The organism is Variovorax glacialis, assembly GCF_051216375.1.
Lineage (GTDB): Bacteria > Pseudomonadota > Gammaproteobacteria > Burkholderiales > Burkholderiaceae_C > Variovorax.
In genome coordinates this window covers 55279-81438 of record NZ_JBPJZT010000003.1, presented here as the reverse complement: position 1 = coordinate 81438, position 26160 = coordinate 55279, and the positions used below count along the sequence as shown (strand labels likewise).

Genomic DNA, 26160 nt, shown 5'->3' with positions numbered 1-26160 from the left:
TCAAGATGGCCGACAGTATGCGCCTGTCCTTTTTGCTTGTGCTCAGGGTCCGGATCGCGGGGAGCCGGTCTGGAAGCCGCTGAACCGGATGTCCGGGGCGCTCGTGTTGTGGCGTGACGGTAGCGTCCGGCCGAACCGGACCTCTGCCGCGTCGAGCGTGGAGACGGCGGGCAGGTCCTGGTTCTGGAGAGCCGAAGTGGGCGTGGTCCGCCAACTCAGCGTGCTCATGTCCGCGTTGTCCGCGGCCACGTACATCGAGCGCAGCATCGCGAAAGGTTGGTCTCGACGGGTTGGCGGCCGCAGCGAAACATCGAGGGCCGTGCGGGTCCGGCTGATCTCCGCGACTTTCACGACCGCCCGGCCACCATTGGCGAAGCGAAGGTGGAAGGCGAGGGGCTGGGTGACGACCTCGATCGATGCGATGTTCACCACCGGCCGGCCATCGGTTTCCACGGGGCCCATCAGGAAGGACGAGCCGTAGACGCCGTCTCCGAAGCGAGCCAGCGGCAGCGGCTTGAGGCGCCAATAGCCATCGGCCGGATAGATCACCAGCGCCTCGAGAGGCTTGGCGCCGGGCTGCTTGGCGTAGACCTGCAGCAGATGGATGTCGTCTTCCGAACGCTTGCCGACGCGCACCGGCACGCGGTGCGGCCGCCAGAAACTGGGCAGCGTGATGCCGACGATCATCCATTCGTTGCCGTCGTGGAACACCACGCGGCGCGGCTTGAAGGGGTAGCTCGGGTCGGTGGGGTGCGCGCCGCCGTCGAAATTGCAGTTGGAGAAGTCCGGCTTGGTGACGTCGGCCTGGATGTCCGCCAGATAGGGCGGCTGGAGCGCTTCGACGCGGAAGCGCGCGATGCCCTGGGCGCGAAGGGTCAGGGAGACGTTGTCCTCCTCCGCGCAGGCGGTGGTCTTCGTCTGGTTCTCGACGGTCACGGTGACCGGGGCGGCCCAGGCCGATGCGCAGAAGAAGGTCGCGGCGGCCAACGAAGCGGCCAGGCGAAGAAGGTGCGGGTAGCTTGCCATGGAGGTTGTGAGCTTCACGAAGGACGGCGGGCCACGAGGTCGGTGAACAGCCTGTGTTCGCACGTGGGATCGGAACACTTGTCGCAAGGCCAGAACCAGGTGCGCTGATCCGCGGCGGCGCGACCCCTGCCGGACGCATTCGCGGCGGCTTCCGCGCAGAAGTTGATCGCGTTCCACGCATTGGCAAGTCGCTCCGGGCCACGGCCGTGGATCACGGAATAAGGTGCTCCCGCGCTTGTGAGGGCCGCGCGCAGTGCGGCGTCGGTGCGGTCGCGCTGCGCCCCGTTGTCGGGGGTGGACGGCACGTCGAGCGCCATGAGCAGCGTGATCGCGTAGCCCCGATGTGCGGCCAGCGCCTTGTCTTGCAACGCGTCGTCGTCGAACAGGATGTCGCTCTCGACCGCACTCATCAACGCCGTGGTGTCGGCCACGACGACCCCGCGTTCGGCGGCGGCCGCGATGCAAAGCGTCTGCTCGCGGGCGATTGCGGCCAAGTCGGATGGCTCGGGGCTGCGCCGCTCGCGCGTTCGCCATTCATTCGAGAGGTCCGCCACCAGCGTGGCGGCCATGCCGCGCTGCGAGAGTCTCGCAGCGAGCGCGTTCGCGAGTTCGGTCTTCCCGGTGCCCTTGGCGCCGAGCAGCGCGATGACGCAGCCGGCGGGAAGATCGGGCGTCATGCGGCCGCCGGGATCGAAGCCATTCAGTGCGTGATCTGCACGAATACTTCGTTGGGCTTGACCATGCCCAGCTCCTGCCGGGCACGTTCCTCGACCATCTCCAGGCCTTCCTTGAGGTCGTTGACCTCGTTGGCGAGCCTTTCATTGTTCAAGGCGGCGCGCGCGTTGGATTCCTTCAGGTCGGAGAGCTTTTCCTGCAGTTGCGCCACGTCGCGCACGCTGCCGCGCCCGGTCCAAAGTTGCCACTGGAGGATCAGCAGCAGAAGGACCAGGATGATCGGAACAATGCGTGATCGCATGGGCAGGGAAGTCTTCAGGAAGAGCTAGGCAGGCCGATCCCAGAAACACCGCGGAACCGGCTTGGCCGGGCCGCTGGTGTTGCCCCCGGTGAGGGGGAGGGCGGCCACACGAAGTGGGCAAGCCTGGGGGAGAGCCCCACCGCCAGCCTCATCTCAAGTTGTAGAACGCAGCGCGGCCAGGGTACGACGCGACATCGCCGAGGTCTTCTTCGATGCGCAGGAGCTGGTTGTACTTGGCGATACGGTCCGAGCGCGACAGCGAGCCGGTCTTGATCTGGCCGGCGTTCGTGCCGACCGCGATGTCGGCGATGGTGCTGTCCTCGGTCTCGCCCGAACGGTGGCTGATCACGGCGGTGTAGCCCGCGCGCTTGGCCATCTCGATGGCGGCGAAAGTCTCGGTCAGGGTGCCGATCTGGTTGATCTTGATGAGGATCGAGTTGGCGATGCCCTTGTCGATACCTTCCTGCAGGATCTTCGTGTTGGTGACGAACAGGTCGTCGCCGACGAGCTGCACGCGCTTGCCGAGGCGTTCCGTCAGGTGTTTCCAGCCGTCCCAGTCGCCTTCGTGCATGCCGTCCTCGATGCTGATGATCGGGTACTTGTCGACCCAGCTCGCGAGCATGTCGGTCCAGCTTTCGGCGCTGAGGCTGAGGTTTTCGCCGGAGAGCACGTACTGGCCGTCCTTGTAGAACTCGCTCGCGGCGCAGTCCAGGCCCAGCGCGATCTGTTCGCCGGCGGTGTAGCCGGCCTTGTCGATCGCTTCGAGGATCAGCTGGATCGCGGCTTCATGGCTCTCGACGCTTGGTGCGAAACCGCCTTCGTCGCCCACCGCCGTGCTGATGCCGCGGTCGCCCAGGATCTTCTTGAGCGCGTGGAACACTTCGGCGCCGTAGCGCACTGCCTCGCGGAAGCTCTTCGCGCCCACGGGGATGATCATGAACTCCTGCAGGTCCAGGCTGTTGTTGGCGTGCGCGCCGCCGTTGATGACGTTCATCATCGGCACGGGCAGTTGCATGCCGCCCATGCCGCCGAAGTAGCGGTACAGCGGCAGGCCGGATTCCTCGGCAGCGGCGCGGGCCACCGCCATCGACACGGCCAGCGTCGCATTCGCGCCCAGGCGTGCCTTGTTGTCCGTGCCGTCGAGGTCGTTCAGCGTGCGGTCGAGAAAGGCCTGCTCGCTGGCATCGAGGCCCAGCACGGCTTCGGAGATTTCGGTATTGATGTTCTCGACGGCCTTGAGCACGCCCTTGCCGAGGTAGCGGCTCTTGTCGCCGTCGCGCAGCTCGATCGCTTCGCGCGAACCGGTCGAGGCGCCCGAGGGAACGGCAGCGCGCCCCATGGTGCCCGACTCGAGCAGCACGTCGCACTCGACGGTAGGGTTGCCGCGGCTGTCGAGGATCTCGCGCCCGACGATGTCAACGATTGCACTCATTGTTCTGTTACTCCGAAAAAAACCAAGTATTCACACTCACCCCAAATCATGCCACTAGCCATTCGCGAGATACCCCAGAACCGGCTCCGCCGGGCTGCCGGTATCGCCCCCTGCAAGGGGGTAGGCGGCTACACGAAGTGAGCAAGCCTGGGGAATAGCCGCTAGACCCCTTCGACGACGATCATCCGCATGATCGCCGCGCCCTGGCGCGATGCGCGCGCCTTGCCGTATTCGGGCGAATCATTGAATTTCTTCGCTGCATCGACCGTCGGGAACTTGAGGAGCACGACACGCTGGGGATGCCAGTCGCCTTCGAGTACCTCGACCTTGCCGCCGCGAATGCAGACTTCCGCGCCGTGCGCCTTCATGGCCTCGGTGGACCACTTCTTGTACTCCTCGTACTGCGTCGGATTGGTAACTTCGACGTTCGCGATGATGTAGGCACTGCTCATTGCTGGAATACGTCCTCTAGGAATGCGTTTTTCTTGGTGACGCTGTCGAGTGCCAACAACGTTTCGAGCAGGGCCTTCATGTGCTTCAGCGGCACCGCATTCGGGCCATCGCTCAGCGCCTTGGCGGGATCGGGATGGGTTTCCATGAAAAGGCCGGCCACGCCCACCGCGACGGCGGCGCGCGACAGCACGGGCACCATCTCGCGCTGGCCGCCGGAGCTCGTCCCCTGGCCGCCGGGCAACTGCACCGAATGCGTGGCGTCGAACACCACCGGCGCGCCCGTCTCGCGCATGATCGCGAGCGAGCGCATGTCGGAGACGAGGTTGTTGTAGCCGAAGCTCGCCCCGCGTTCGCAGGCCATGAAGCTGTCTTCGGGCAGGCCCTTTTCCTTGGCCGCCGCACGTGCCTTGTCGATCACGTTCTTCATGTCGTGGGGCGCGAGGAACTGCCCCTTCTTGATGTTGACGGGCTTGCCCGACTGCGCCACGGCGCGGATGAAGTCGGTCTGGCGGCAGAGAAAGGCCGGTGTCTGCAGCACGTCGACCACCTTCGCGGCGGCCGTGATGTCGTCCTCGGTGTGCACGTCGGTCAGCACTGGCAGGCCCAGCTCGCGCTTCACCTTGGCAAGGATGTCGAGGCCCTTGTCACGGCCGGGGCCGCGAAAGCTCGTGCCCGACGAGCGATTGGCCTTGTCGAAGCTGCTCTTGAAGATGAAGGGGATGCCCAGAGAGGAGGTGATTTCCTTGAGCGTGCCGGCCGTGTCCATCTGGAGCTGCTCGGACTCGACCACGCACGGCCCTGCGATCAGGAAGAAAGGCTTGTCCAGCCCGATGTCGAATCCGCAAAGTTTCATGCTGCCCCCACGCTTGTCACTTCGTGTACTGCGCTGCCCCCCGAGGGGGCCTTCGCGCCTCGGAGCGGTCCAGCGCCGCTCATGCCACCACCTTGAGTGCCTTCTCGTCCGCGCCCTGATGCTCGAGCGCAGCCTTGATGAATGCGTTGAACAACGGATGACCGCCCCACGGCGTCGACTTGAATTCAGGGTGGAATTGCACGCCCATGAACCACGGATGCACGTTCTGCGGAAGTTCGACGATTTCCGTGAGGTGCTCGCGCTGCGTCAGCGCCGAAATCACCAGGCCGGCCTTGCGAAGTTCGTCGAGGTAGTTGACGTTGGCTTCGTAGCGATGGCGATGGCGCTCGGTCACGACGTCGCCGTAAATGCTGTGCGCCAGCGTGCCCGGTGCCACGTCGGAGCTTTGCGCGCCCAGGCGCATCGTGCCGCCGAGGTCGGACTTCTCGTCGCGGGTCTTGACCGTGCCGTCGTTGTCTTTCCACTCGGTGATCAGCGCGATCACGGGGCAGGGCGTCTCGGGGTCGAACTCGGTGCTGTTCGCGTTCTTGAGGCCCGCCACGTTGCGGGCGTACTCGATGGTCGCGACCTGCATGCCCAGGCAGATGCCCAGGTACGGCACCTTGGTTTCGCGGGCGAAGCGGGCGGCCGCGATCTTGCCCTCGACACCGCGCTGGCCGAAGCCGCCGGGCACGAGGATCGCGTCGTACTTGGAAAGGCGCGCGACGTCTTCGCGGGTGATGGTTTCCGAATCGACGTAGTCGATCTTCACGCGGGCGTGGTTCTTCATGCCGGCGTGGCGCAGTGCCTCGTTCAATGACTTGTAGCTGTCGGAGAGGTCGACGTACTTGCCGACCATCGCGATGGCCACTTCCTTCTGCGGATGCTCGACTTCGTAGACCAGGTCGTCCCAGCGCGAGAGCTTGGCCGGCGGCGTGTTGATGCGCAGCTTGTCGCAGATCAGGCCGTCCAGGCCCTGCTCGTGAAGCATGCGCGGCACCTTGTAGATGGTGTCCACGTCCCACATCGAGATCACGCCCCATTCGGGAACGTTGGAGAAGAGCGAGATCTTGGCGCGCTCGTCGTCGGGGATCGGGCGGTCGGCGCGGCACAGCAGGGCGTCGGCCTGGATACCGATCTCGCGCAGTTTCTGCGCCGTGTGCTGCGTGGGCTTGGTCTTGAGTTCGCCGGCCGCGGCGATCCAGGGCACGTAGCTCAGATGCACGAAGGCCGAATTGTTCGGGCCCATGCGCAGGCTCATCTGGCGCACGGCTTCGAGGAAGGGCAGCGACTCGATGTCGCCGACCGTGCCGCCGATCTCGACGATCGCCACGTCCACCTCGTGCGGCGTGCCGATGCCGGCGCCGCGCTTGACGTATTCCTGGATCTCGTTGGTGATGTGCGGGATCACCTGCACCGTCTTGCCGAGGTAGTCGCCGCGGCGCTCCTTCTCGAGCACGGACTTGTAGATCTGGCCGGTCGTGAAGTTGTTGGCGCGCCGCATGCGCGTCGTGATGAAGCGCTCGTAGTGGCCGAGGTCGAGGTCGGTTTCGGCGCCGTCGTCGGTGACGAAGACTTCGCCGTGCTGGAAGGGGGACATCGTGCCGGGGTCGACGTTGATGTAGGGGTCCAGCTTGATGAGGGTGACTTTGAGGCCGCGCGATTCGAGGATTGCGGCGAGCGAGGCGGAGGCGATTCCCTTGCCCAGGGAAGACACCACACCACCGGTGACGAAGACAAATTTGGTCATGCCAGTTCCGGACGCAGGTCCGGGAAGTGGGAAATGCAGATTATAGGTGCGCCCTCCAGCCCTTCAGGCGCAAAGGCTTGATTGGCGAGGGCCGCCGCGCCCGGCCGCCGGAAGCGGCCGGCCCGCCCTGGTCCGGGGGGAGGCGTACGACACGAAGTGCGGAAGTCTGGGGGTGAGCAACAATACGTTCCATGCAAGAACTTGGCGGCAAACACATCGTTCTGGGACTCACCGGCGGCATCGCCTGCTACAAGTCGGCGGAGTTCTGCCGGTTGCTGGTCAAGGCCGGCGCCACGGTGCAGGTCGTGATGACCGAGGCGGCCACGCAATTCATCACGCCGGTGACGATGCAGGCGCTTTCCGGGCGGCCCGTCTACACCTCCCAATGGGATGTGCGCGAGTCCAACAACATGCCCCACATCAACCTCAGCCGGGAGGCCGACGCGATCGTCCTCGCGCCCGCCAGTGCCGATTTCATCGCCCGGCTGGTGCAGGGGCGCTCCGACGAGCTGCTGAGCCTCCTGTGCCTCGCGCGGCCGATGGACCGGGTGCCCTTGCTCATCGCCCCCGCCATGAACCGCGAGATGTGGGTCCATCCGGCGACCCAGCGCAACCTGCAGCAGGTCGATGCCGACGGCGCCCGGGTACTGGGCGTGGGCAACGGATGGCAGGCTTGCGGCGAGACGGGCGACGGCCGCATGCTCGAGGCCGATCAGCTGCTCGACGAAGTCATCGCGCAGTTCCAGCCCAAGGTGCTCGCGGGCCAGCATGTGGTCGTGACCGCCGGACCGACCTTCGAGGCGCTCGATCCGATCCGCGGCATTACGAACCATTCGTCCGGCAAGATGGGTTTTGCCATCGCCCGCGCCGCGCGCGATGCGGGCGCCGAAGTCACGCTGGTGGCCGGCCCCGTGCATCTGCCGACGCCGCGCGGCGTGCGCCGCGTCGACGTGCTCTCGGCGCAGCAGATGCTCGAAGCGACGGTGCATTCGATCCAGACCGCATCGATCTTCGTCGCGACGGCTGCCGTTGCCGACTGGCGACCCGCGGCGCACAGCGAGCAGAAGATCAAGAAGGACGGCAGTGGCAAGCCGCCGGTGCTCCATTTCGTCGAGAACGAGGACATTCTCCTGACGGTCGCGCAGAGCCCACGCGCCAAGGGCGGGGGGCTGTTCTGCGTCGGCTTCGCCGCCGAAAGCGAGAATCTCGCGGAGCACGCCAAGGCCAAGCGCGAGCGCAAGGGCATTCCGCTGCTGGTAGGCAACATCGGGCCGCTCACCTTCGGGCAGGACCACAACAGCCTCCTGCTGGTCGACGCCAAGGGCGTGCGGGAGCTGCCGCGCGCACCCAAGCTCACGCTCGCGCGCGAACTCGTCGCCGAGATCGCAGCGCGCCTGCCCGCCGGGGGCCGTCCCTGAATCCACCCTCCATGAATCAACAGCAACCGCAAAGCCAAAGGCGCAATCCGTGAAAGTCGACGTCCGAATCCTCGATCCCCGCATGCAGGACCAACTGCCAGCCTATGCAACGCCCGGCAGCGCCGGTCTCGACTTGAGGGCGTGCCTCGATGCGCCCATCACCCTGGAGCCGAACGCGTGGCAGCTGGTGGGCACTGGCATCGCCATCCACCTGGCCGACCCCGGCTTTGCGGCGCTGATCCTCCCGCGCTCGGGGCTGGGTCACAAGCACGGCATCGTTCTGGGCAATCTCGTCGGCCTGATCGACAGCGACTACCAGGGCGAACTCAAGGTCAGCGCATGGAACCGCAGCGACACGCCCTTCGTGCTCCAGCCGATGGAGCGTCTGGCGCAACTGGTGATCGTTCCCGTGGTCCAGGCGCAATTTCACGTCGTGGCCGAGTTTCCGCCCAGTGAGCGGGGCGAGGGCGGCTACGGTTCGACCGGCAAGCACTGAAGTCCCGGGCTGCGCAGCCTTTTTGTAGGCCCGTTCCTTCAGCTTCTCGCAAGGCGTGCCCACGCGTAAAGCATGGAACCTGGGACGCCGCTGCGCGTCATAGGTTTCAGCATGTGGCTCATGTCATCGCGCGCTCCTGTGTTGCGTTAATCCACATGCAGGGTGCGCATCGGACGTGCCGCTTACGAGGAACCACACCATGAAAATCTCTCTTCGCTCGATATCCATCACCGCTTCGCTTCTGGCCATCACGACGCTCACCGCGTGTGTCGCGCCGGCACCCGTCTACCAGACCTCCCGCTATCCGTACCAGCCCGTGCAGCCGGTCGCGCAGGGGCCGTACGTCGAATATGGCCGCGTGGCCAACATCGAGGTGATCCGCAGCCAGACCGCGGGCACGCCCACGACGGGCGCCGGCACGGTTGCAGGTGGCCTGATCGGTGGGGTGCTGGGCAATCAGGTCGGAAGCGGCAGCGGCCGAGCGGCGGCCACCGCGCTGGGCGTGGTCGGCGGTGCACTGCTGGGCAACAACATCGAGGCCAATCGCAACGGCCCGCGCGCCTATGAGAGCTACCGTGTCTCGATCCAGACCGAAAACGGCGGCTATCGCGCCTTCGATGTGCCGTCGCCCGGCGACCTGCGTATCGGTGACCGCGTTCGCATCGACAACGGGCAGATTTCGCGCTTCTGATTCGCGCGGGCCAACCGTTGAAAAAGCCGGGCATGCCCGGCTTTTTCACACCCGGAAGCGTGGCTCAGTGCAACAGGTCGTTGCCGGGCGCCGTGGGCGGAACCTTGAAAAAGCCCGTGCCCGCCGTGCCCCGGCCGACCTCGTCTTCAGTCGCTTCACGCACCGACTTCACCGTCATGTCGAGCCGGATCGCGATGCCCGCCAGCGGGTGGTTGCCATCGAGCACCAGATGATCCGGGTAGATCTCGCTCACGGTATAGAGCACGTCCTTGGGCATGTCCGGATTCACCCCTTGCGGCAATGCAGCGCCGTCGAAGGTCATGCCTTCCTCGGTGCCTTCGGGAAAGAGGTTGCGGGGCTCGAGAAAGAGCAACTGGTCGTTGAAGTCGCCGAAAGCCTGTTCGGGTTCGAGCTGAAGCTGAACCCGGGCGCCGGGGCCATGGCCCATGAGCGCGGCCTCGATGGCCTCGAAAAGATCGTCGCCGCCGACCAGGAATTCCACGGGTTCGTCGAGCACGTCCAGGACTTCGCCCAGCGTGTCCTTCAGCGTCCAGGTCAGGCCGACCACGCATTGTTCAGTGATTTCCATAAGCGAGAATTCTCCCATGGAGATTGATCAACCCTTGACCTTGCTCGGTGGACTGAGCGCCCAGCAGTTCATGCGACGCCACTGGCAGAAAAAGCCGTTGCTGGTTCGCCAAGCCGTGCCCGCCATGGTGCCACCGATTCCGCGCGCCGAGCTGTTCGATCTGGCTTCGCGCGAAGAAGTCGAGTCGCGGCTCATCCGGCATGGCAAATCGGGGTGGACGCTCAAGCATGGCCCCTTCGCGCGCCGTGGGCTGCCGTCGCTCAAGCAACCCGCGTGGACGCTGCTGGTGCAGGGCGCCGACCTGCATCACCAAGGTGTGCATGAATTGTTGCAGCAGTTCCGATTTGTTCCCGATGCGCGGCTCGACGACGTGATGATCAGCTACGCGAGCGACACCGGAGGCGTCGGCCCGCATTTCGACAGCTACGACGTGTTCCTGTTGCAGGCCCAAGGACAGCGGCGCTGGTCGATCGGCAAGCAACGCGATCTGCGCCTGCAGCCGAACGTGCCGCTGAAGATCCTCTCCAGCTTCGAGCCCGAGCAAAGCTTCGTGCTGGAGGCCGGCGACATGCTCTATCTGCCGCCGCGCTATGCGCACGATGGCGTCGCGGTCGGCGACGACTGCATGACCTATTCGATCGGCCTTCGCTCGCCGGCCGCTGCACCGCTCGGCGCGGACCTGCTCGCGCGCATCGCGGAGGCACAGGCCGATGCCGTGCAGGACGCGGCGGCCCAGGCCGCGGTGCACTATCGCGACCCGTCGCAGCATGCACTCGACACACCGGCGGCGATGCCATCCGCCTTGCAGGCCTTTGCCCGCGAGGCCGTGCTCGCCGCCATGCGCGATGGCGGCATCATCGACCGGGCGCTCGGCGAGTCGATGACCGAACCCAAGCCCACGGTGTGGTTCGACCAGGGAGAAGCACCGGCCGAACTGAAGTCCGTCTTGCTCGATCGCCGCACGCGCATGCTCTACGACGAGCGCCATCTCTACATCAATGGCGAGAGCTTTCGTGCGTCGGGGCGCGATGCGAAGCTCATGCGGCGTCTCGCGGACCAACGCCAGTTGGGGCCTCGCGACCTGGTCGGTGCGAGCGAAGGCGCACTGGCGCTCCTGAGCGACTGGTGTGAAGCGGGGTGGGCCCATGCCGAATGAAGATGCGCGCGCCGATCTGCCGCAGGGCGCGTTCGACGGACGCCTCGCATTTCGCGAGCACCTGCAGACGGTGCTTGGAGCTGCAGCGCGATACAACTGGCGCGAGATCGTCCTGAGCGACCCGGACTTCGACGACTGGCCGCTGGGCGAGCGCGCCATCGTCGATGCACTCCAGGCTTGGGCCGGAGCAGGTCGCAGCTTCGTCCTCCTGGCGCAGCGATTCGATGTCTTCGAGCGCGAACATGCGCGCTTCGTGACGTGGCGACGCATGTGGAGTCACATCATCGAATGCCGGGCCTGCAACGGACCGGGCTTGCCGGAAGTGCCGAGCGCCATCTGGACGCCTTCGTGGTTTCTGCACCGCATCGACATCGATCATGGCCGCGGAGTCTGCGGTGCCGAGCCGGAAGGACGGCGCAGCGTGCGCGAGCGGATCGACGAGTGCCTTCGGCATGCGCGGCCGGGCTTTGCCGCATCGACACTGGGCTTGTAAGCCAATGCCGCGAATCGCACCTCGAGACACATTCCCCAGAGGGTGGAGGTCTAGAATTTTTCGTTTGAGACCTTCATCCAAAGGAGTCCTGCAATGAAGAAGTCTGTACTGATTGCTTCGCTGATTGCCGCCGCCGCGTTGACCGCGTGCGGCAAGAAGGAAGAGCCGCCGGTCGTCGTCGTACCGCCACCCGCCGCCGCACCGGCACCTGCGCCCGCGCCCGATGCCTCGGCGACACCGGCTCCCAATGCGTCATCCGCACTCGATGCGGCCAATGCGGCGACAGAGGCTGCCAAGAAGCAGGCCGAGACGCCACCGGCCAAACCTTGAGCCTCGGCTCAGCAGAAAGATGGCCGCCCTCGGGCGGCCTTTTTCATGCGCTCAGAGATCGAGCCACTGCGAGCCATCCGCTGCCGTGGCGGTCAGCATCTCGTCCTCGTTCGAACCCAGGGCTTCGGCCATTACGCGTCGCACGATCTCCGGCCTGTTGTTCTGCTCGCTCAAGTGTGCGCCCAGCACGTGGCGCAATCCGGAATGCATCACCGCCTTGGCGATCGCTGCAGCGGCCGCATTCGAAAGGTGGCCGTAGTTGCCGCCCACGCGCTGCTTGAGGAAAGGGGGATAGGCCGAGCCTGCCAGCATGTCGCCGTCATGGTTGAACTCGAGCATCAGCGCATCGAGCCCCATGAGGTGTCCCAGCACATGCGGCGTGGCGTGCCCGAGATCGGTCAGGACTCCGAGGCTGCGAGCGCCGTCGGTGCATCGAAGTTGCAGCGGCTCACGCGCATCGTGGGGCACGGTGAAGGGTTGAACCACGAGATCGCCGACCTGGATGTCGACGCCGTCTCGTGCGAGATGCAGGCGTCCCTTGAAATCGCGTCCGCCCGTTGCGAGCCAGGTGCCTTCGCTCATCCACACGGGGATGCGCTCCCGTCGCGAGAGCGCATGCGCGCAGCCGATGTGATCGCCGTGCTCGTGCGTGATGAAGACCGCGTCGATGTCGGAGGCAACGAGGCCCGCGCGGGCGAGCCGGCCATCGAGGTGACGCAGCGCGAAGCCGCAGTCGATCAGCAGCCTCGACGTCCGACCGCCGCTGGTCGCTTCGACCAGCGTGGCGTTGCCCGTGCTGCCGCTGCCGAGACTGCGGAAGCGCAGCATCCTTAAGCCGCCGCCAAGCCGCCCCGAGGCGGCCGGGCCTCACCCCCGGAGGGTGGCGAAGCACACGAAGCCGAAGCGGCAGGCCGGGGGGCGCGCATCACTTCAGGTCGTCGGCGATGACCTGCACGATGCGCTGTGCATTCGCGGACTTCTCGGGCGCACCGTTGCCGTCCAGCACCGACACCGTGCTGCTCGATTCCCCGCCCTTGACCAGGATGCGGAACTTGAGCGGCGCGTCGTTCTTGGTCGAGCCGAAGGTGAACAGCTTGCCGAAGAAGCCCGGATCGCTCTTGTTCGGATCCGGTGGCACGTAGCGCACGAAGTAGGTGCCGGCGGCGCGGTCGCGGTCCTCGACGGTGAAGCCGGTGCGATCCAGTGCCAGGCCGACGCGGCGCCATGCGCGCTCGAAGCCTTCGCTGATCTGCACGACCGGTTGGCCTTCGACGTTGGCGATGCGTGCGGTCTGCGCCGGAGCACCGGCGGCGGCGATCACCTTGGATTGTTCCTGCGAAACGCCCAGCTTCACCATCAGGCGACGCAGGAATTCCGCTTCGAGTTCAGGGTCGCTGGGGCGGGGCTGCCAGATCGTCTGATCCTGGCGCGAGGTGCTGTAGACCTCTTGCATGCCCCGGTGGCTGATGAAGATCTCGGTGCCGTTGGGCGTGCGCTCCATGCGCGTGCGGAAGCGGTCGAGTTCGCCGGTCGAGTACATCGATTCGACCAGCTTGCCGAGCGTGCCGCGGATGATGTCCTGAGGCAGCTTGGCGCGGTTCTCGGCCCAGTCGGTTTCCATGATGCCGAGGTTGCGCTGCTCGGTGGTGATCAGGAAGCCGCTCTCCTGCCAGAAGTCCTTGACGGGATCCCAGAGCTGGTCGGGCGCACGGTTGATGACCAGCCACCGTTGCGAACCCGAGCGCTCCATGCGCACGTCGCCAACGTTGCTGACCGCAGTCGGAATGCCGGGCGCGTTGGAAAGGCCCGCCTGGTAGCTGTTGGCCGTGACGGCACCGCCCGGCACCGCATAGCGGTTGTCGCGCGACAGCTGCGTCAGGTCGGGCGGCACTTCGAGGGTGGGCGCCTTGCCGGCGCTCTTGTAGTCGATCTTGTCGCTCTCGAGGGCCGAACACGCGGCGAGACTGGCCAACAGGGCCAGCAGTGCGAATCGCGAAATGGTATTCAACGTCGTCTTCCTTCTTGGAATGGCAAATGGGCCGCAGCGCCCGCAGTTTCAGAGCGCCGTCCGGCCAAAAGGTTGCCGGCGTTTGCGAACAGCGCGGTAAAGATGGATCAGTCCTTGAGCAAGCCGCTGGCGCGCAGCGCGGACTCGACCACTGGACGACTTGACTCGGCGAGAGGGGTCAGCGGGAGGCGCAGCGCGCCGCCGCACAGGCCCAGCCGCGACATGGCCCACTTCACCGGAATCGGATTGGGTTCGACGAAGAGATGGCGATGCAGGGGCATGAGCTCGAACTGGATCTGCATCGCGCGACGGACGTCGCCGGCGATGGCGGCCACGCAGAGCTCGTGCATCTTGCGCGGCGCAATGTTGGCCGTGACGCTGATGTTGCCCTGGCCGCCGCACAGCATCAGCGCGACCGCGGTCGGGTCGTCGCCGGAGTACACCGCAAAGGACTTCGGCAGGTCGCGGATGAGCCATTGCGCGCGCTCGATGTTGCCCGTCGCTTCCTTGATGCCGATGATGCCGGGCACCTGCGCGAGGCGGAGCACGGTGTCGTGCGCCATGTCTGCGACGGTGCGGCCGGGCACGTTGTACAGCACGGTGGGGAGGTCGCCCACCGCTTCGGCAATCGCCTTGAAGTGCTGGTACTGCCCTTCCTGGGTGGGCTTGTTGTAGTAGGGAACCACCTGGAGCTGGCAATCGGCGCCCACGCCCTTGGCGAACCTGGCGAGTTCGATGGCTTCCTTGGTGGAATTGGCGCCGCAGCCTGCCATCACTGGCACGCGCCCGCGCGCCTGTTCGACCGAGACGCGAATGATCTCGCAATGCTCCTCGACGTCGACGGTCGGCGATTCGCCGGTGGTGCCGACCACGCCGAGACAATCGGTGCCTTCGTCGATGTGCCAGTCGATCAGCCGGCGCAGGGCGGGATAGTCGACACTGCCGTCGTCAAGCATCGGCGTGACGAGCGCGACGATGCTGCCTGTCAGTTGCTCCAAGGGAATCTCTTTGTCGGTGGACGAAAAGCAGACATTCTACTAACTCGGCCCGGTTGCGCCGCCCGGATCGGGGGCGGGTGGGCCAGGGGGGCCGGCAGCCTCTAGGCGCCCACGAGCAGATGGCGCGGCGGGGTGGAACCGGAGGGGCCCTGTGGCCGGACGGCCGCGATTCGCTGGACGAAGCGGTCTGGCTCGGGAAGAAACCCGTCTTCGTACGCCACGATGCGCAGGTCCGCGCAGATGGCGAGCAGCTCGCCCGGCTGCAGCAGGAAGTCCGGCCGGGACGGCTTGCCGACCGTCTCGTTGCCCGCGGCAAAGGTTTCGTAGAGGAGCACGCCGCCGGGCGCGACGGCGGCCACGATGTCGGCCAGCCTCGGCCGCCAGAGGTAGTTGGTGACCACGACCGCACCGAAGCCCTGGCCGGCGAAGGGCCAGGGTCCGGATTCGATGTCGGCGAGCACCGTGCGGCCAAAAGGCGCCGCGGCGTCGAGCGCTTCCTGCGACCGGTCCACGCCGGTCGTCGGATGGCCGCGCCCCACCAGCCAGCGCATGTGACGGCCAGAGCCGCAGGCCACGTCCAGCACCGTGGCGGTGGGCGCCAGCAGGTGCGACCAGCGGACAATCCAGGGCGAAGGCGCCAGTTCCGGATGATTCAAAAGCAGGCCCAGAGCTGGTCGATCAGCGTCACGAGGAACGCCGGGCGCGTGTACAGCGCGAACACCGCCGCCAGCGCCAGCGCGGCTGCGCTTAGCCAGCCGGCCTGTACGAGTCGACGGCGCATCGGCGCGGTCATGAACGGTGTCAGGCCGGTTGCGGCGTCGGACGCGCGATGGCGCCTTCCTTGACCGGCAGGTTGATCAGCGCCGCAGCGATGCCCAGCGCGATCGCGATGTACCAGACCACGTCGTAGCTGCCGGTCCGGTCGTAGAGGTAACCGCCGAGCCAGACGCCCAGGAACGATCCGACCTGATGACTCAGGAACACGATGCCGCCCAGCATCGACAAGTGGGCGACGCCGAAGATCTGCGCCACGAGCCCGCTGGTGAGCGGCACGGTCGAGAGCCACAGGAAGCCCATGACGCTCGCGAACACATACACCGTCAGCGGCGAGATCGGCACGACCAGGAAGAGCGCGATGGCCGCCGCCCGGCTGAGGTAGATGGCCGCCAGGAGCTTGCGCTTGGCGAGCCGCGCGCCGAGGGAGCCGGCGATGTAGGTGCCGAAGACGTTGAACAGCCCGATCAGCGCCAGCGCGTAGCTGGCGACCTCGGGCGACAGCCCCTTGTCGCGCAGGTAGCTCGGCATGTGCACGCCGATGAACACCACCTGGAAGCCGCAGACGAAATAGCCGACCGTCAGTAGCACGAAGCTGGGGTAGCCGAAGGCCTCTTTCATGGCCTGCATGATGGTCTGGCTGCGGCGCACCTGGGTGGTCGCGCCATGGCGGGGCTCGCGCAATCCGAAGGCGAGCGGCACGATGATCAGCACCATCGCGGCGAGCACCAGGAGCGCCGTGTGCCAACCGAGGCGCGCGATCAACTGGCCCTCCACCGGCACCATCAGGAACTGGCCGAAGGAGCCGGCCGCCGCCGCCACGCCCATGGCCCAGGAGCGCTTCTCGGCCGGGATCTGCCGGCCGATGACGCCGTAGATGACGGCGTAGGTGGTGCCGGCCTGCGCGGCGCCGATCAGGACGCCCGCCGTCAGCGCGAACATCAGCGGCGTCGGCGACAGGGCCATGCCCGCGAGGCCGAGGGCATAGAGCACGGCGCCGGCCACCAGCACGCGAAACGCCCCGAGCTTGTCCGCCAGCATGCCCGCGAACACGCCTATCACGCCCCACGAGAGGTTCTGGATCGCGATCGCCAGCGAAAACGCCTGCCGCGACCAGCCCTGTTCCTGCGTGATCGGCTGGAGCCAGAGTCCGAAGCCGTGGCGGATGCCCATCGACAGCGTGACGATCATGGCGCCGCAGATGAGAACCTGCTTGAGGCTGAGAGGCTGGCTGGAAGAGGAAGTCATCCCGGGCAATGTACCCAAAAGCCATGCCCAGCGTCGGAGGTGGGCCGCCGGCGATTGTTGAAATTTTCGGGCGGCTTTGATGCGGTCGACGAATGTCGGACAGGCGGCACGGAGACCACGCCTAGAATCCCGCGCCATGGCAAGCAAGGAACCAGGCAGTTACGGCGAGGCGTCGATTCGCGTCCTCAAGGGCCTCGAGCCCGTCAAGCAGCGGCCGGGCATGTACACCCGCACCGACAACCCGCTGCACATCATCCAGGAAGTGCTGGACAACGCCGCCGACGAGGCGCTGGCGGGGTACGGCAAGAAGATCAAGATCGTCCTCCACAGCGACGGCTCCGTGAGCGTCGAGGACGACGGCCGCGGCATTCCTTTCGGATTGCACCCGGAGGAAAAGGCTCCCGTGGTCGAGCTGGTGTTCACCCGGCTCCACGCGGGCGGCAAGTTCGACAAGGGCTCGGGCGGCGCCTACAGCTTCTCGGGCGGCCTGCACGGCGTGGGCGTCTCGGTGACCAATGCGCTCTCGAAGCGCCTGGAAGTGACGTCCTACCGCGAAGGCTCGGTGGCGCAGATCGCGTTCTCGGCGGGCGACGTGGTCGAGGCGCTCAAGGTGCGTCCGCAGGAAAGCGCATCCGCATCCAATGGCGACGGGCCGCGCGACCGCCGGCAGGGCACCACCGTGCGTGCCTGGCCCGACGCCAAGTACTTCGAATCCCCGGCATTGCCGATCCACGAACTCACCCACCTGCTGCGCAGCAAGGCGGTGCTGATGCCCGGCGTCACGGTCACGCTGGTGGTCGAGAAGACCAAGGAGACCCAGACTTGGCTCTACAAGGGCGGCCTGCGCGACTACCTGATGCAGACGCTCAACGGCGACCCGGTGATCCCGCTTTTCGAAGGCGCGGGCCATGCCGACAAGAACGCCGACAACTTCGCCGAAGGCGAGGGCGCCGAATGGTGCGTGGCCTTCACCGAGGACGGCCAGCCGGTGCGCGAGAGCTACGTCAACCTGATCCCGACCAGCGCCGGCGGCACACACGAGAGCGGGCTGCGCGATGGTCTCTTCAATGCGGTCAAGAGCTTCATCGAATTGCATTCGCTCCTGCCCAAGGGCGTGAAGCTGCTGCCCGAAGACGTCTTCGCGCGCGCTTCCTACGTGCTATCGGCCAAGGTGCTCGATCCGCAGTTCCAGGGGCAGATCAAGGAACGGCTCAATTCGCGCGATGCGGTGCGTCTGGTGTCGAGCTTCGTACGCCCTGCGCTGGAGCTGTGGCTCAACCAGCACGTGGACTACGGCCGGAAGCTTGCCGAACTGGCGATCAAGGCCGCGCAGACGCGCCAGAAGGCCGGCCAGAAGGTCGAGAAGCGCAAGGGCTCCGGCGTGGCCGTGTTGCCAGGCAAGCTGACCGACTGCGAGAGCAAGGACATCGCGCACAACGAAGTCTTCCTGGTCGAGGGCGACTCCGCCGGCGGCAGCGCCAAGATGGGCCGCGACAAGGAAAGCCAGGCCATCCTGCCGCTGCGCGGCAAGGTGCTCAACACCTGGGAAGTCGAGCGCGACCGGCTCTTCGCCAACACCGAAATCCACGACATCTCCGTCGCGATCGGCGTCGATCCGCACGGGCCGGACGACACGCCGGACATGTCGGGCCTGCGCTACGGCAAGGTCTGCATCCTGAGCGATGCGGACGTGGACGGCTCGCACATCCAGGTGCTGTTGCTGACGCTGTTCTTTCGGCACTTCCCGAAGCTCATCGAGACGGGCCACGTGTACGTCGCCAAGCCGCCGCTGTTCCGCGTCGACGCGCCCGCGCGTGGCAAGAAGCCCGCGTCGAAGGTCTACGCGCTGGACGAGGGCGAGCTCACCGCCATCCTCGACAAGCTGCGCAAGGACGGCGTGCGCGAAGGCGCCTGGAGCATCAGCCGCTTCAAGGGCCTCGGCGAAATGAGCGCCGAGCAACTGTGGGAAACCACGCTCAATCCCGACACCCGTCGGCTGTTGCAGGTGCGCCTCGGGCGCTTCGACGTGCAGGGCACGCAGGGCGAGATCACTAAGCTGATGGGCAAGGGCGAAGCGGCCGCGCGCCGCGAGCTGATGGAACTTCGCGCGGACGACGTCGAAGTGGACGTCTAGCGCGTCCGCGGGCTGAACAAATTGTGACGCTGCCGTTGCCTTCGCAGAGTTCGTTCGCGTCATAGTGCCGCATGGCCATCGTGATGAAAGCACTTGGTTGCGTGCTGACACTGCTGCTGATCGCGCCGCGGATCGCCAGCGCCGCCGACATCTTCGGCTACATCGACGAGAAGGGCGTGGCGCATTTCGCCTCCGAGAAGATCGACGGGCGCTATCAGCTCTTCTTTCGCGGCGGCCAGAGCTTCGACACCGCGAACGGCATCGGGCCGATGGGACGCGGGCGCAAGGGCGACGGCAAAGTGCCGCAGGCTTCGCAGACCTTGCTGGCGATGTTCGAGGCCTCGCCCAGCTACAAGGTCGCGAAGTCCGCGCTGCGCGACGCGTCGCGCAAGCACGACATCGACTACGAGTTGCTGCAGGCACTGATCGCGACGGAGTCGGGTTTCGACGCGCAGGCGGTGTCGCCCAAGGGCGCGCTCGGCCTCATGCAGGTGATGCCCGCGACGGCGCAGCGCTACGGGGTCGCGTCGGACAAGCGCGCCACCATCGAGACCAAGCTCTTCGATCCGCGCATCAACATCGCCACCGGTTCGCGCTACCTGCGCGACCTGATCGCGATGTTCCCGGGCCAGATCGAGCTGGCGCTCGCGGCCTACAACGCGGGCGAGGGCGCGGTCCAGCGTGCCGGCAACAAGATCCCGAACTACCGCGAGACGCAGGACTACGTGCAGACGGTGTTGCAGCTCTACGCCTATCTCAAGCCGGCGGCGGCGATGGGCCGGGGCAAGGGGCCCTCGCGTATTCGCATGGAAATGACGGTTCCCAAGGGTGGGGCCCTCGGACGTGGCAATATGCCGCCCGCCTCCGGGACCTTGCCGGCGATGCCGCCCATGCCCGAGGCGCCGCCCGCGGTGCCCTGAGGCATCCACGCCTTTCGATCCGATGAAGGACCCCGCCATGCAACGCCGAAACCTCGTGCTTGCCACTGCCTCCGCCGCGGTGGTCGGCGTGGCGCGCGCGCAGGGTGCTGCGCCCCGGTTGCCCGTGGCACCTTCCGCCGACGAGCCCTACGCGCGCCTGCAGGGCGGCGTGCCGCACCACATGACGCCGGAGCAGGAGGCGCAGCGTTTCATCGAGAGCCCGGCGCCTGCCGGCACGCCCGGCCGCTGGGTGCCGCGCGCGGCCTTGCCGATCCCGCGCAGCGAGATGGCCTGGGCGACCGCGGCGGCCGGACGCATGCACGTGGTCGGCGGCTATGGCGAAGGCGCGGTCAACCGCGACTACCACCACATCTACGACCCGGCGTCCGACCGCTGGTTGTCGGGGGCGCCGCTGCCGCGTGGCGCGAACCATGTCGCCGTCGCTTCCGATGCCGGCAAGGTCTATGCGTTCGGCGGTTTCGTCGAGCAGAACCGCCGGTCGGACACCAACGCCTATGCGTACGAGATCGCCGCCGATCGCTGGGTGGCCATCGCGCCCCTGCCACGACCGCGGGGTGCCGCCGCCGCGGTGGTGATGGAGGGATCGATCCACCTGATCGGCGGTGCGTCCGAGCCCGCGAGCGAGCGCGCCAGCGTGGGCTGGCATGAGGTCTACGACCCGAAGGCCGACCGCTGGAGCGCGCGCAAGCCGCTGCCTGGCGCGCGCGACCACGTCGGCTGCGTGTCGCACAACGGGCTGATCCACGTGATCGGCGGGCGCTTCAACACCTTTGAATACAACACCGACCTGCACCACGTCTACCTGCCCGCGGGCGACACCTGGGAATTGCGCGCGCCGCTGCCCACCACGCGTTCCGGGCATGGCCTGGTGGTCTACCGCGGGCGCTACTACGCCATGGGCGGCGAAGGCGGCGTGCTGGTGGGCGGCGTGCCGCGCCAGGCCAAGGTGTTCGGCCAGATGGAAAGTTACGATCCGGCCACGGACACCTGGCAACGCCACTCACCGATGCCCACGCCGCGTCATGCCGTGGGCGCGGCGGTGATCGGCGACTGGATATACGTCGCCGGGGGCGGCGCCGTCCTGGGCGGTGCAGTGCAGTCGGCTGTGCACGAGGCATTCACTCTGGGTTGAGCGCACAGGGGTGCGCTGGCCCGCGATTCATTCTTCTCCTTACTTTTTTCCATGGACTCCCAACCTACGCTCGATCTCCAGAGCCCCGAAGAAGACGGCGCGCTCACGCTCGCCGACTACGCGCAGACCGCCTATCTCGAGTACGCGCTGAGCGTCGTCAAGGGCCGCGCCCTGCCCGACGTCAGCGACGGGCAGAAGCCGGTGCAGCGGCGCATCCTCTATTCGATGTCGCGCATGGGCCTCGGCTACGGCGGCGCCAACAACACGGTCGGCGCCAAGCCCGTCAAGAGCGCGCGCGTCGTCGGCGACGTGCTCGGCCGCTTCCACCCGCACAGCGACCAGGCCGCCTACGACGCGCTGGTGCGCATGGCGCAGGACTTCTCGCAGCGCTATCCGCTGGTCGACGGCCAGGGCAACTTCGGCAGCCGCGACGGCGACGGCGCCGCGGCCATGCGCTACACCGAGGCGCGCCTCGCCCGCATCACGAGCCTGCTGCTCGACGAGATTGACGAAGGCACGGTCGACTTCATCCCCAACTACGACGGCTCGACCGAAGAGCCGCGCCTGCTGCCCGCGCGACTGCCTTTCGCGCTGCTCAACGGTGCGAGCGGCATCGCGGTCGGCCTGGCCACCGAGATCCCGAGCCACAACCTGCGCGAGATCGCCGATGCCTGCGTGGCGCTGATCAAGTCCAACGGCAAGCTCTCGGACGAGGAACTGCTCACGCTCGTGCCCGGCCCGGACTATCCGGGCGGCGCGCAGATCATCAGCAGCGCGGCCGACATCGCCGACGCCTACCGCACGGGCCGCGGCTCGCTCAAGGTGCGTGCGCGCTGGAAGATTGAAGAGTTGGCGCGGGGCCAGTGGCAACTCGTCGTAAACGAACTGCCGCCAGGGGTCAGCACGCAGAAGGTGCTCGAAGAAATCGAGGAACTTACCAACCCCAAGATCCGCGCCGGCAAGAAGGCGCTCAGTGCCGAGCAGACGCAGTTGAAGGCCGCGGTGCTCGCCGTGCTCGACGTGGTTCGCGACGAGTCGAGCAAGGACGCCGCGGTGCGGCTGGTGTTCGAGCCCAAGACCTCGCGCATCAGCCAGGACGAACTCATCACCACGCTGCTGTCGCAGACCTCGCTGGAGACCTCGTCGTCCATCAACCTGACGATGGTCGGCATCGATGGCAAGCCGACGCAGAAGTCGCTGCGGCAGATGCTCAACGAGTGGATCGCCTTCCGCGAGATCACCGTCGAGAAGCGCTCGCGCCACCGGCTCGGCAAGGTGGAAGACCGCATCCACATCCTCGAAGGCCGGCAGCTGGTGCTGCTGAACATCGACGAGGTGATCGCGATCATCCGCGCGGCGGAAGATCCGAAGGCGGCGCTGATCGCGCGCTTCAACCTCAGCGAGCGGCAGGCCGAGGACATCCTCGAGATCCGACTGCGCCAACTGGCGCGGCTCGAAGCCATCAAGATCGAGCAGGAACTCAAGAGCCTGCGCGAAGAGCAGAAGAAGCTGGAAGACATCCTCGGCAGCCCCGCCGCGCTGCGTCGCCTGCTGGTGAAGGAAATCGAGACCGACGCCAAGAACTTCGAAGACGCGCGCCGCACGCTGATCCAGGCCGAGAAGCGCGCCGTCGCCGAGGTGCGCGTGGTCGACGAGCCGGTCACGGTCATCGTGTCGCAGAAGGGCTGGGTGCGCACGCAGAAGGGCTGGGCCAGCGAGCGCGCGGCCGGTGCGGCGCCGCCCGAGTACAGCTTCAAGTCCGGCGATGCGCTCTATGGCGCCTTCGAATGCCGCTCGGTCGACACGCTGCTCGTGTTCGGCACGGCCAAGGACAAGGGCGTGCGCGTCTACAGCGTGCCGGTGGCCTCGCTGCCCGGCGGTCGCGGCGACGGCCAGCCGGTCACGACGTTGATCGACCTGGACAGCGGCACGCACGTGGCGCACTACTTCGCGGGGCCGCTGGGCGCCAACTTGCTGTTGTCGAGCAGCGGCGGCTACGGCTTCATCGCGGCGGTCGAGAACATGATCTCGCGCCAACGCGGCGGCAAGGCCTTCATCGACGTGGGCGAGGGCGAGCAGATGTGCCGGCCTTCGCTGGTCGGCGGCGCGGGCGGCGCCGAGCCGCAGCCGGCCGCCACGCACGTGGCTTGCGCATCGACCGGCGGTCGCATCCTCACCTTCGAGATCGGCGAGCTCAAGGCGCTGCCGAAGGGCGGACGCGGGCTCACGCTCATCGACCTGGACGCCAAGGACACCCTCGCCGGTGCAGCGGCCTACACGCGCAGCGTGAAGATCGAAGGCATCGGCCGCGGCGGCAAGGAACGCGAGGAGACGCTGGAAATCCGGACGCTCAACAACGCGCGCGCCAGCCGTGCGCGCAAGGGCAAGGCGGCGGATCTCGGCTTCAAGCCGACGAGCGTCGTGCGCGTCCAGTAACGCGGCACACGGGAACGCAGATGGACATCGGAATCCTGGGTCTCGTCATCGCCCTGGTCAGCGGCCTCGGGAGCTTCGCGCTCGGCCGCTGGCTGTCGAAGCGGCGGCGACAGAAAAAGATGGAACAGGCCCGCGCCATCGCCGAGGCCGGACAGAGCCGGCAGGTTCGGCGCGCGCGCGAACGTCAACGGCGGCGTTGATTCGCGCGGCGGGGCTGGCTTACGGTTTGGTGGCTGCGGATTCGTCCCTGAACGCCTTCTCCCCCGCATCGGACACCTCGACCCATTTCTTGTCCGGCGCCGCGTCCGCGACGTAGCTGTCGTGCCAGTTCCACCACTTGTAGGGTGGCGTCTGGGGGTAGCCCTCGGGCGAGTCTTCCCAGACCTCCTGCCGGCCGAGCGGCGTGATGTCCAGGTAGTTCCACGTGCCGCCCATCTGCTCGTCGCCGCGGCTGTTGATGAGGTAGGTGCGGAATACGCGGTCGCCGTCCCGGTAGAACACGTTCGTGCCGTGCCACTCGCCGACGTCGAAGTCGGCGTCGAAACTGTCGGTGACGGTGAACCACGGCATCTCCCAGCCCATGCGTGCCTTCAGCCGCGCGATGTCTGCCTGCGGCGCACGCGAGAGGAAGACGAGGGTGGTGTCACGGGCGTTCAGGTGGGCAAGGTGGGCGACCTGGTCGGCCACCATGGAGCAGCCGCGGCAGGCCTGGTCGGGCCAGCCGAACACGCCCGGCTCGAAGAAGGCGCGGTAGGCGATCAACTGGCGCCGGCCGTCGAACAGGTCGAGCAGGCTGGCCTTGCCCGCGGGCCCGTCAAACGTGTAGGTCTTCTCCACGGCCATCCAGGGCATCCGTCGGCGCTCGGCGGCGAGGGCGTCACGGGCATGGGTGTGGGCCTTTTCCTTCACGAGCAACTGCTTGCGAGCTGCTTCCCACGCTTGCGGGGACACGACCGGTGGCGTGTGCATGGATGTCGTCATGGCTGAGATCTCCTGGTATGGGTGAACTTCCGGGCCGCATGGCCGCCGTGTGAAAGTTTGGCACCGGAAGTCGAACTCAGGGAGTAACAAGTGTGGCGCCATTCCGATGGAATGGCCGCTGGCTCACCAGGCCGACAGCGCCCGGAGCAGACCGGCCTTGACGTCAGGATTCGCGAAGCTCGCCTCGATCGAATTGCGCGCGAGTGAACGCAGGTCGTCATCCGACCAACCGAAGGCCTTGCTGCACAGCGCGTACTCGCCCACGAGGCTGGCACCCAGCAGCACGGGGTCGTCCGTGTTGATGGACACGACCGCGCCGGCACGGCGAAGGCGGTCGATCGGATGCGCCTCGATGGATGCGTACACACCCAGCCGGAGATTGGAAGTGGGGCAGATGCCGAGGGGGATCCGGCGATCGACCAGCAGGTCGAGCAGTGCGGGATCCTCGATCGCCCGCACGCCGTGATCGATGCGGTCGGCGCCAAGCAGTTCGACCGCATCGCGCACGCCCTCGGGTCCGCTGGATTCGCCCGCATGCACGGTGCGGCACAGTCCCGCCGCACCGGCGCGTCGGAATGCTTCGGCGAAACGCGGGCCGGTGCGTCCGGCCGCGGCTTCGTTGCCGTCGATCGAGAGCGCGACGACGCGCGGATGTCGGAGGTCCACCAGCGTGTCGACCAGTTCGATCGCGGCGGACGACGATTGCGTGCGCAGCAGGCTGACGCACAGGCCCGCCGGCGGCAGGCCGTCCTGCTCCGCGGCGGTGAAGCCGGCGTCGATCGCGTCGATCATGGCGGGGAGGCGACCATGCCACGCCTTCCAGTGGGTCGGGTTGACGATCACGTCCGCGTAGCCCGCGCCGGCCTCGGCCAGCCGCTTGCTGAAGCCGTAGCTCAGTTCGGCCAGGCGTTCGCGTGTCGACGCGAGGCCGCAAGCCCAGTCGAGGAAGTGCAGGAAGTCGGCGAGGCCTTCGAACTCGAACAGGCGATCGCGGGGCCTCGGCATGGCCACCCCTGCCTGCGTGGCCCATTGCGCGAGGACGGCGGGTTCGAAGCAACCTTCGAGATGGGCATGGATCTCGGCCTTGGGCAGGGCACGCAATCGATCGAGGGGGGAGGGCTGGGGACTGGACATCGATCGCCAGTCTCGCGCATCGAAAGCGCCACGACATACGTCGGTACGCATAGTCAGTATCGGCCCGCGCTGCCGCCAGGCAGACCGCGCTCAGAACTTTGCCGGAGATGAAAACGGCTGGGTTGCGTCCAGCACGAACATCACCAGGGCGCGCAGGTCCGTCGAGCCGCTGCTCGACACCTGCATCGGCATCCCGCCGCCATGGCCCGGTTCGGGCTGGCCGGCCTTGACGCGCATCAGGCCGTCGGGACCCCGAATGCTCTGCTCGCCCGTGAGAACCAGGAAGGCCTCGTTGCCCGGGTGGCTGTGGACGGGCGTCGTGCTGCCCGGTGGGCCGCTGGCTTCGTTGATCCGAAGGAGATATTGAGGTGCAGCGACCCGCGGGATGGGCCCGACTTCCGCGACCTTGACGCCGCCCGCGGACGATCCACCCGCCGGGCCGAGCGTGAAGAGCCAGACCTTGCCCTCTGCCTCGGCGACGAGTGCCCAGGCGTTGGCCGCGCCCTGGGCCTGCGCGACCGAAGGAAAGTTTTCAATTCGCCAGTAGAGCTGTCCGGCGGGCAACTCCGCGACCTTCCGCTCGGCCAGGGCCGTGATGACGAGGGGTTGCTGCGCCATCGCCGCGGATGGCCATGCGCACGCGCCCCATGCGAGGACCCAGGCCACGATCGTGAGAAAGCGCTTCATCCGGAAGACCTCGCCAGCGCCGCC

Annotated in this window: 28 protein-coding genes; 11 read left to right on the top strand and 17 right to left on the bottom strand. The window is 66.9% G+C overall.

The genetic code is table 11. The features are described from left to right. Window positions 1-42: 42 nt before the first annotated feature. The 7 genes from ACSFBL_RS08935 to ACSFBL_RS08905 form a co-directional block, all read right to left on the bottom strand. The gene (locus ACSFBL_RS08935; protein ID WP_435515418.1) at window positions 43-1026 is read right to left on the bottom strand and encodes a hypothetical protein; all 984 of its coding nucleotides are present in this window, start codon (window positions 1024-1026) and stop codon (window positions 43-45) included. A 14-nt stretch (window positions 1027-1040) separates the two neighbouring features. Further along, window positions 1041-1703 carry an AAA family ATPase gene (locus ACSFBL_RS08930; protein ID WP_435515417.1) on the bottom strand — a complete coding sequence of 221 codons (663 nt, stop codon included), beginning with the start codon at window positions 1701-1703 and terminating at the stop codon, window positions 1041-1043. 23 nt (window positions 1704-1726) lie between these two features. After that, a complete protein-coding gene (locus ACSFBL_RS08925) occupies window positions 1727-2002 on the bottom strand; it encodes a septum formation initiator family protein (RefSeq protein ID WP_435515416.1) in 276 nt (91 codons plus the stop codon). Between the two features lie 148 nt (window positions 2003-2150). Then, a complete protein-coding gene (gene eno / locus ACSFBL_RS08920) occupies window positions 2151-3434 on the bottom strand; it encodes a phosphopyruvate hydratase (protein WP_435515415.1) in 1284 nt (427 codons plus the stop codon). Window positions 3435-3595: 161 nt separating this feature from the next. Then, entirely contained in the window at window positions 3596-3886 is a 291-nt protein-coding gene (locus ACSFBL_RS08915) for a DUF1330 domain-containing protein (RefSeq protein WP_435515414.1), read from the bottom strand. Next, window positions 3883-4740 (bottom strand): 3-deoxy-8-phosphooctulonate synthase, encoded by an 858-nt coding sequence (gene kdsA, locus ACSFBL_RS08910; protein ID WP_435515413.1) that lies wholly within the window; start codon window positions 4738-4740, stop codon window positions 3883-3885. Before kdsA ends, ACSFBL_RS08915 begins: the two co-directional genes overlap by 4 nt. Window positions 4741-4819: 79 nt before the next feature. Next, entirely contained in the window at window positions 4820-6490 is a 1671-nt protein-coding gene (locus tag ACSFBL_RS08905; protein ID WP_435515412.1) for a CTP synthase, read from the bottom strand. 191 nt (window positions 6491-6681) lie between these two features. On the opposite strand from ACSFBL_RS08905, the gene coaBC reads away from it, so the two are divergent. From coaBC to ACSFBL_RS08890, 3 genes are all read left to right on the top strand, one after another. After that, window positions 6682-7908, top strand: coding sequence for a bifunctional phosphopantothenoylcysteine decarboxylase/phosphopantothenate--cysteine ligase CoaBC (gene coaBC, locus ACSFBL_RS08900; protein ID WP_435515411.1), 1227 nt, complete (start codon window positions 6682-6684; stop codon window positions 7906-7908). A 49-nt stretch (window positions 7909-7957) separates the two neighbouring features. Then, window positions 7958-8404, top strand: coding sequence for a dUTP diphosphatase (gene dut / locus ACSFBL_RS08895; RefSeq protein WP_435515410.1), 447 nt, complete (start codon window positions 7958-7960; stop codon window positions 8402-8404). A gap of 199 nt (window positions 8405-8603) precedes the next feature. After that, the gene (locus tag ACSFBL_RS08890) at window positions 8604-9095 is read left to right on the top strand and encodes an outer membrane lipoprotein (RefSeq protein ID WP_435515409.1); all 492 of its coding nucleotides are present in this window, start codon (window positions 8604-8606) and stop codon (window positions 9093-9095) included. A gap of 64 nt (window positions 9096-9159) precedes the next feature. On the opposite strand, the gene ACSFBL_RS08885 is transcribed toward ACSFBL_RS08890, so the two are convergent. Further along, entirely contained in the window at window positions 9160-9684 is a 525-nt protein-coding gene (locus ACSFBL_RS08885) for an FKBP-type peptidyl-prolyl cis-trans isomerase (RefSeq protein ID WP_435515408.1), read from the bottom strand. 16 nt (window positions 9685-9700) lie between these two features. Between ACSFBL_RS08885 and ACSFBL_RS08880 the strand changes: the two genes are divergently transcribed. The 3 genes from ACSFBL_RS08880 to ACSFBL_RS08870 all read left to right on the top strand — a co-directional run bounded on the left by ACSFBL_RS08880 (window position 9701) and on the right by ACSFBL_RS08870 (window position 11663). Further along, a complete protein-coding gene (locus ACSFBL_RS08880; RefSeq protein WP_435515407.1) occupies window positions 9701-10840 on the top strand; it encodes a JmjC domain-containing protein in 1140 nt (379 codons plus the stop codon). Then, window positions 10830-11333: a hypothetical protein gene (locus ACSFBL_RS08875; protein ID WP_435515406.1), complete on the top strand. Its 504-nt coding sequence runs from the start codon at window positions 10830-10832 to the stop codon at window positions 11331-11333. The genes ACSFBL_RS08880 and ACSFBL_RS08875 overlap by 11 nt, the downstream gene beginning before the upstream one ends. Before the next feature lie 93 nt (window positions 11334-11426). Beyond that, complete coding sequence (locus ACSFBL_RS08870) at window positions 11427-11663, top strand: hypothetical protein (RefSeq protein ID WP_435515405.1); 237 nt, start codon at window positions 11427-11429, stop codon at window positions 11661-11663. A 51-nt stretch (window positions 11664-11714) separates the two neighbouring features. On the opposite strand, the gene ACSFBL_RS08865 is transcribed toward ACSFBL_RS08870, so the two are convergent. The 6 genes from ACSFBL_RS08865 to ACSFBL_RS08840 all read right to left on the bottom strand — a co-directional run bounded on the left by ACSFBL_RS08865 (window position 11715) and on the right by ACSFBL_RS08840 (window position 16691). Then, the gene (locus ACSFBL_RS08865) at window positions 11715-12491 is read right to left on the bottom strand and encodes an MBL fold metallo-hydrolase (RefSeq protein WP_435515404.1); all 777 of its coding nucleotides are present in this window, start codon (window positions 12489-12491) and stop codon (window positions 11715-11717) included. Window positions 12492-12588: 97 nt separating this feature from the next. Then, complete coding sequence (bamC, locus tag ACSFBL_RS08860; RefSeq protein WP_435515403.1) at window positions 12589-13671, bottom strand: outer membrane protein assembly factor BamC; 1083 nt, start codon at window positions 13669-13671, stop codon at window positions 12589-12591. 107 nt (window positions 13672-13778) lie between these two features. Further along, window positions 13779-14675, bottom strand: a complete 897-nt coding sequence (gene dapA, locus ACSFBL_RS08855) for a 4-hydroxy-tetrahydrodipicolinate synthase (protein ID WP_435515913.1) — start codon at window positions 14673-14675, stop codon at window positions 13779-13781. Between the two features lie 95 nt (window positions 14676-14770). Then, window positions 14771-15325 (bottom strand): class I SAM-dependent methyltransferase, encoded by a 555-nt coding sequence (locus ACSFBL_RS08850; RefSeq protein ID WP_435515402.1) that lies wholly within the window; start codon window positions 15323-15325, stop codon window positions 14771-14773. Then, a complete protein-coding gene (locus tag ACSFBL_RS08845; RefSeq protein ID WP_435515401.1) occupies window positions 15322-15450 on the bottom strand; it encodes a hypothetical protein in 129 nt (42 codons plus the stop codon). The genes ACSFBL_RS08850 and ACSFBL_RS08845 overlap by 4 nt, the downstream gene beginning before the upstream one ends. Window positions 15451-15470: 20 nt before the next feature. Next, the gene (locus ACSFBL_RS08840) at window positions 15471-16691 is read right to left on the bottom strand and encodes an MFS transporter (protein WP_435515400.1); all 1221 of its coding nucleotides are present in this window, start codon (window positions 16689-16691) and stop codon (window positions 15471-15473) included. 136 nt (window positions 16692-16827) lie between these two features. Here ACSFBL_RS08840 and ACSFBL_RS08835 point away from each other — a divergent pair, with 136 nt between their 5' ends. From ACSFBL_RS08835 to ACSFBL_RS08815, 5 genes are all read left to right on the top strand, one after another. After that, window positions 16828-18825, top strand: coding sequence for a DNA topoisomerase IV subunit B (locus tag ACSFBL_RS08835; protein ID WP_435515399.1), 1998 nt, complete (start codon window positions 16828-16830; stop codon window positions 18823-18825). Window positions 18826-18908: 83 nt separating this feature from the next. Continuing rightward, on the top strand, window positions 18909-19745 hold the full coding sequence (locus tag ACSFBL_RS08830; RefSeq protein WP_435515398.1) for a lytic transglycosylase domain-containing protein: 837 nt from the start codon (window positions 18909-18911) through the stop codon (window positions 19743-19745). Between the two features lie 37 nt (window positions 19746-19782). Next, window positions 19783-20898: a Kelch repeat-containing protein gene (locus tag ACSFBL_RS08825; RefSeq protein WP_435515397.1), complete on the top strand. Its 1116-nt coding sequence runs from the start codon at window positions 19783-19785 to the stop codon at window positions 20896-20898. Window positions 20899-20949: 51 nt separating this feature from the next. Then, on the top strand, window positions 20950-23334 hold the full coding sequence (gene parC, locus ACSFBL_RS08820; RefSeq protein ID WP_435515396.1) for a DNA topoisomerase IV subunit A: 2385 nt from the start codon (window positions 20950-20952) through the stop codon (window positions 23332-23334). Window positions 23335-23354: 20 nt separating this feature from the next. Then, entirely contained in the window at window positions 23355-23534 is a 180-nt protein-coding gene (locus tag ACSFBL_RS08815) for a hypothetical protein (protein WP_435515395.1), read from the top strand. Window positions 23535-23553: 19 nt separating this feature from the next. Here ACSFBL_RS08815 and ACSFBL_RS08810 read toward each other — a convergent pair whose 3' ends face one another. The 3 genes from ACSFBL_RS08810 to ACSFBL_RS08800 form a co-directional block, all read right to left on the bottom strand. Next, window positions 23554-24303, bottom strand: a complete 750-nt coding sequence (locus tag ACSFBL_RS08810; protein WP_435515912.1) for a DUF899 domain-containing protein — start codon at window positions 24301-24303, stop codon at window positions 23554-23556. A gap of 135 nt (window positions 24304-24438) precedes the next feature. Beyond that, window positions 24439-25449, bottom strand: a complete 1011-nt coding sequence (gene add / locus ACSFBL_RS08805) for an adenosine deaminase (protein ID WP_435515394.1) — start codon at window positions 25447-25449, stop codon at window positions 24439-24441. Window positions 25450-25539: 90 nt separating this feature from the next. Then, window positions 25540-26136, bottom strand: a complete 597-nt coding sequence (locus tag ACSFBL_RS08800; RefSeq protein WP_435515393.1) for a hypothetical protein — start codon at window positions 26134-26136, stop codon at window positions 25540-25542. Between the last annotated feature and the right edge of the window lie 24 nt (window positions 26137-26160).

Bases quoted from the DNA above. Each gene is read 5' to 3' on its own strand.
- ACSFBL_RS08935 (WP_435515418.1), bottom strand. From the start codon at position 1,026: ATGGCAAGCTACCCGCACCTTCTTCGCCTGGCCGCTTCGTTGGCCGCC.
- ACSFBL_RS08930 (WP_435515417.1), bottom strand. From the start codon at position 1,703: ATGACGCCCGATCTTCCCGCCGGCTGCGTCATCGCGCTGCTCGGCGCC.
- ACSFBL_RS08925 (WP_435515416.1), bottom strand. From the start codon at position 2,002: ATGCGATCACGCATTGTTCCGATCATCCTGGTCCTTCTGCTGCTGATC.
- eno (WP_435515415.1), bottom strand. From the start codon at position 3,434: ATGAGTGCAATCGTTGACATCGTCGGGCGCGAGATCCTCGACAGCCGC.
- ACSFBL_RS08915 (WP_435515414.1), bottom strand. From the start codon at position 3,886: ATGAGCAGTGCCTACATCATCGCGAACGTCGAAGTTACCAATCCGACG.
- kdsA (WP_435515413.1), bottom strand. From the start codon at position 4,740: ATGAAACTTTGCGGATTCGACATCGGGCTGGACAAGCCTTTCTTCCTG.
- ACSFBL_RS08905 (WP_435515412.1), bottom strand. From the start codon at position 6,490: ATGACCAAATTTGTCTTCGTCACCGGTGGTGTGGTGTCTTCCCTGGGC.
- coaBC (WP_435515411.1), top strand. From the start codon at position 6,682: ATGCAAGAACTTGGCGGCAAACACATCGTTCTGGGACTCACCGGCGGC.
- ACSFBL_RS08890 (WP_435515409.1), top strand. From the start codon at position 8,604: ATGAAAATCTCTCTTCGCTCGATATCCATCACCGCTTCGCTTCTGGCC.
- ACSFBL_RS08885 (WP_435515408.1), bottom strand. From the start codon at position 9,684: ATGGAAATCACTGAACAATGCGTGGTCGGCCTGACCTGGACGCTGAAG.
- ACSFBL_RS08880 (WP_435515407.1), top strand. From the start codon at position 9,701: ATGGAGATTGATCAACCCTTGACCTTGCTCGGTGGACTGAGCGCCCAG.
- ACSFBL_RS08875 (WP_435515406.1), top strand. From the start codon at position 10,830: ATGCCGAATGAAGATGCGCGCGCCGATCTGCCGCAGGGCGCGTTCGAC.
- ACSFBL_RS08870 (WP_435515405.1), top strand. From the start codon at position 11,427: ATGAAGAAGTCTGTACTGATTGCTTCGCTGATTGCCGCCGCCGCGTTG.
- ACSFBL_RS08865 (WP_435515404.1), bottom strand. From the start codon at position 12,491: ATGCTGCGCTTCCGCAGTCTCGGCAGCGGCAGCACGGGCAACGCCACG.
- ACSFBL_RS08845 (WP_435515401.1), bottom strand. From the start codon at position 15,450: ATGCGCCGTCGACTCGTACAGGCCGGCTGGCTAAGCGCAGCCGCGCTG.
- ACSFBL_RS08840 (WP_435515400.1), bottom strand. From the start codon at position 16,691: ATGACTTCCTCTTCCAGCCAGCCTCTCAGCCTCAAGCAGGTTCTCATC.
- ACSFBL_RS08835 (WP_435515399.1), top strand. From the start codon at position 16,828: ATGGCAAGCAAGGAACCAGGCAGTTACGGCGAGGCGTCGATTCGCGTC.
- ACSFBL_RS08830 (WP_435515398.1), top strand. From the start codon at position 18,909: ATGAAAGCACTTGGTTGCGTGCTGACACTGCTGCTGATCGCGCCGCGG.
- ACSFBL_RS08825 (WP_435515397.1), top strand. From the start codon at position 19,783: ATGCAACGCCGAAACCTCGTGCTTGCCACTGCCTCCGCCGCGGTGGTC.
- parC (WP_435515396.1), top strand. From the start codon at position 20,950: ATGGACTCCCAACCTACGCTCGATCTCCAGAGCCCCGAAGAAGACGGC.
- ACSFBL_RS08815 (WP_435515395.1), top strand. From the start codon at position 23,355: ATGGACATCGGAATCCTGGGTCTCGTCATCGCCCTGGTCAGCGGCCTC.
- ACSFBL_RS08810 (WP_435515912.1), bottom strand. From the start codon at position 24,303: ATGCACACGCCACCGGTCGTGTCCCCGCAAGCGTGGGAAGCAGCTCGC.
- add (WP_435515394.1), bottom strand. From the start codon at position 25,449: ATGTCCAGTCCCCAGCCCTCCCCCCTCGATCGATTGCGTGCCCTGCCC.
- ACSFBL_RS08800 (WP_435515393.1), bottom strand. From the start codon at position 26,136: ATGAAGCGCTTTCTCACGATCGTGGCCTGGGTCCTCGCATGGGGCGCG.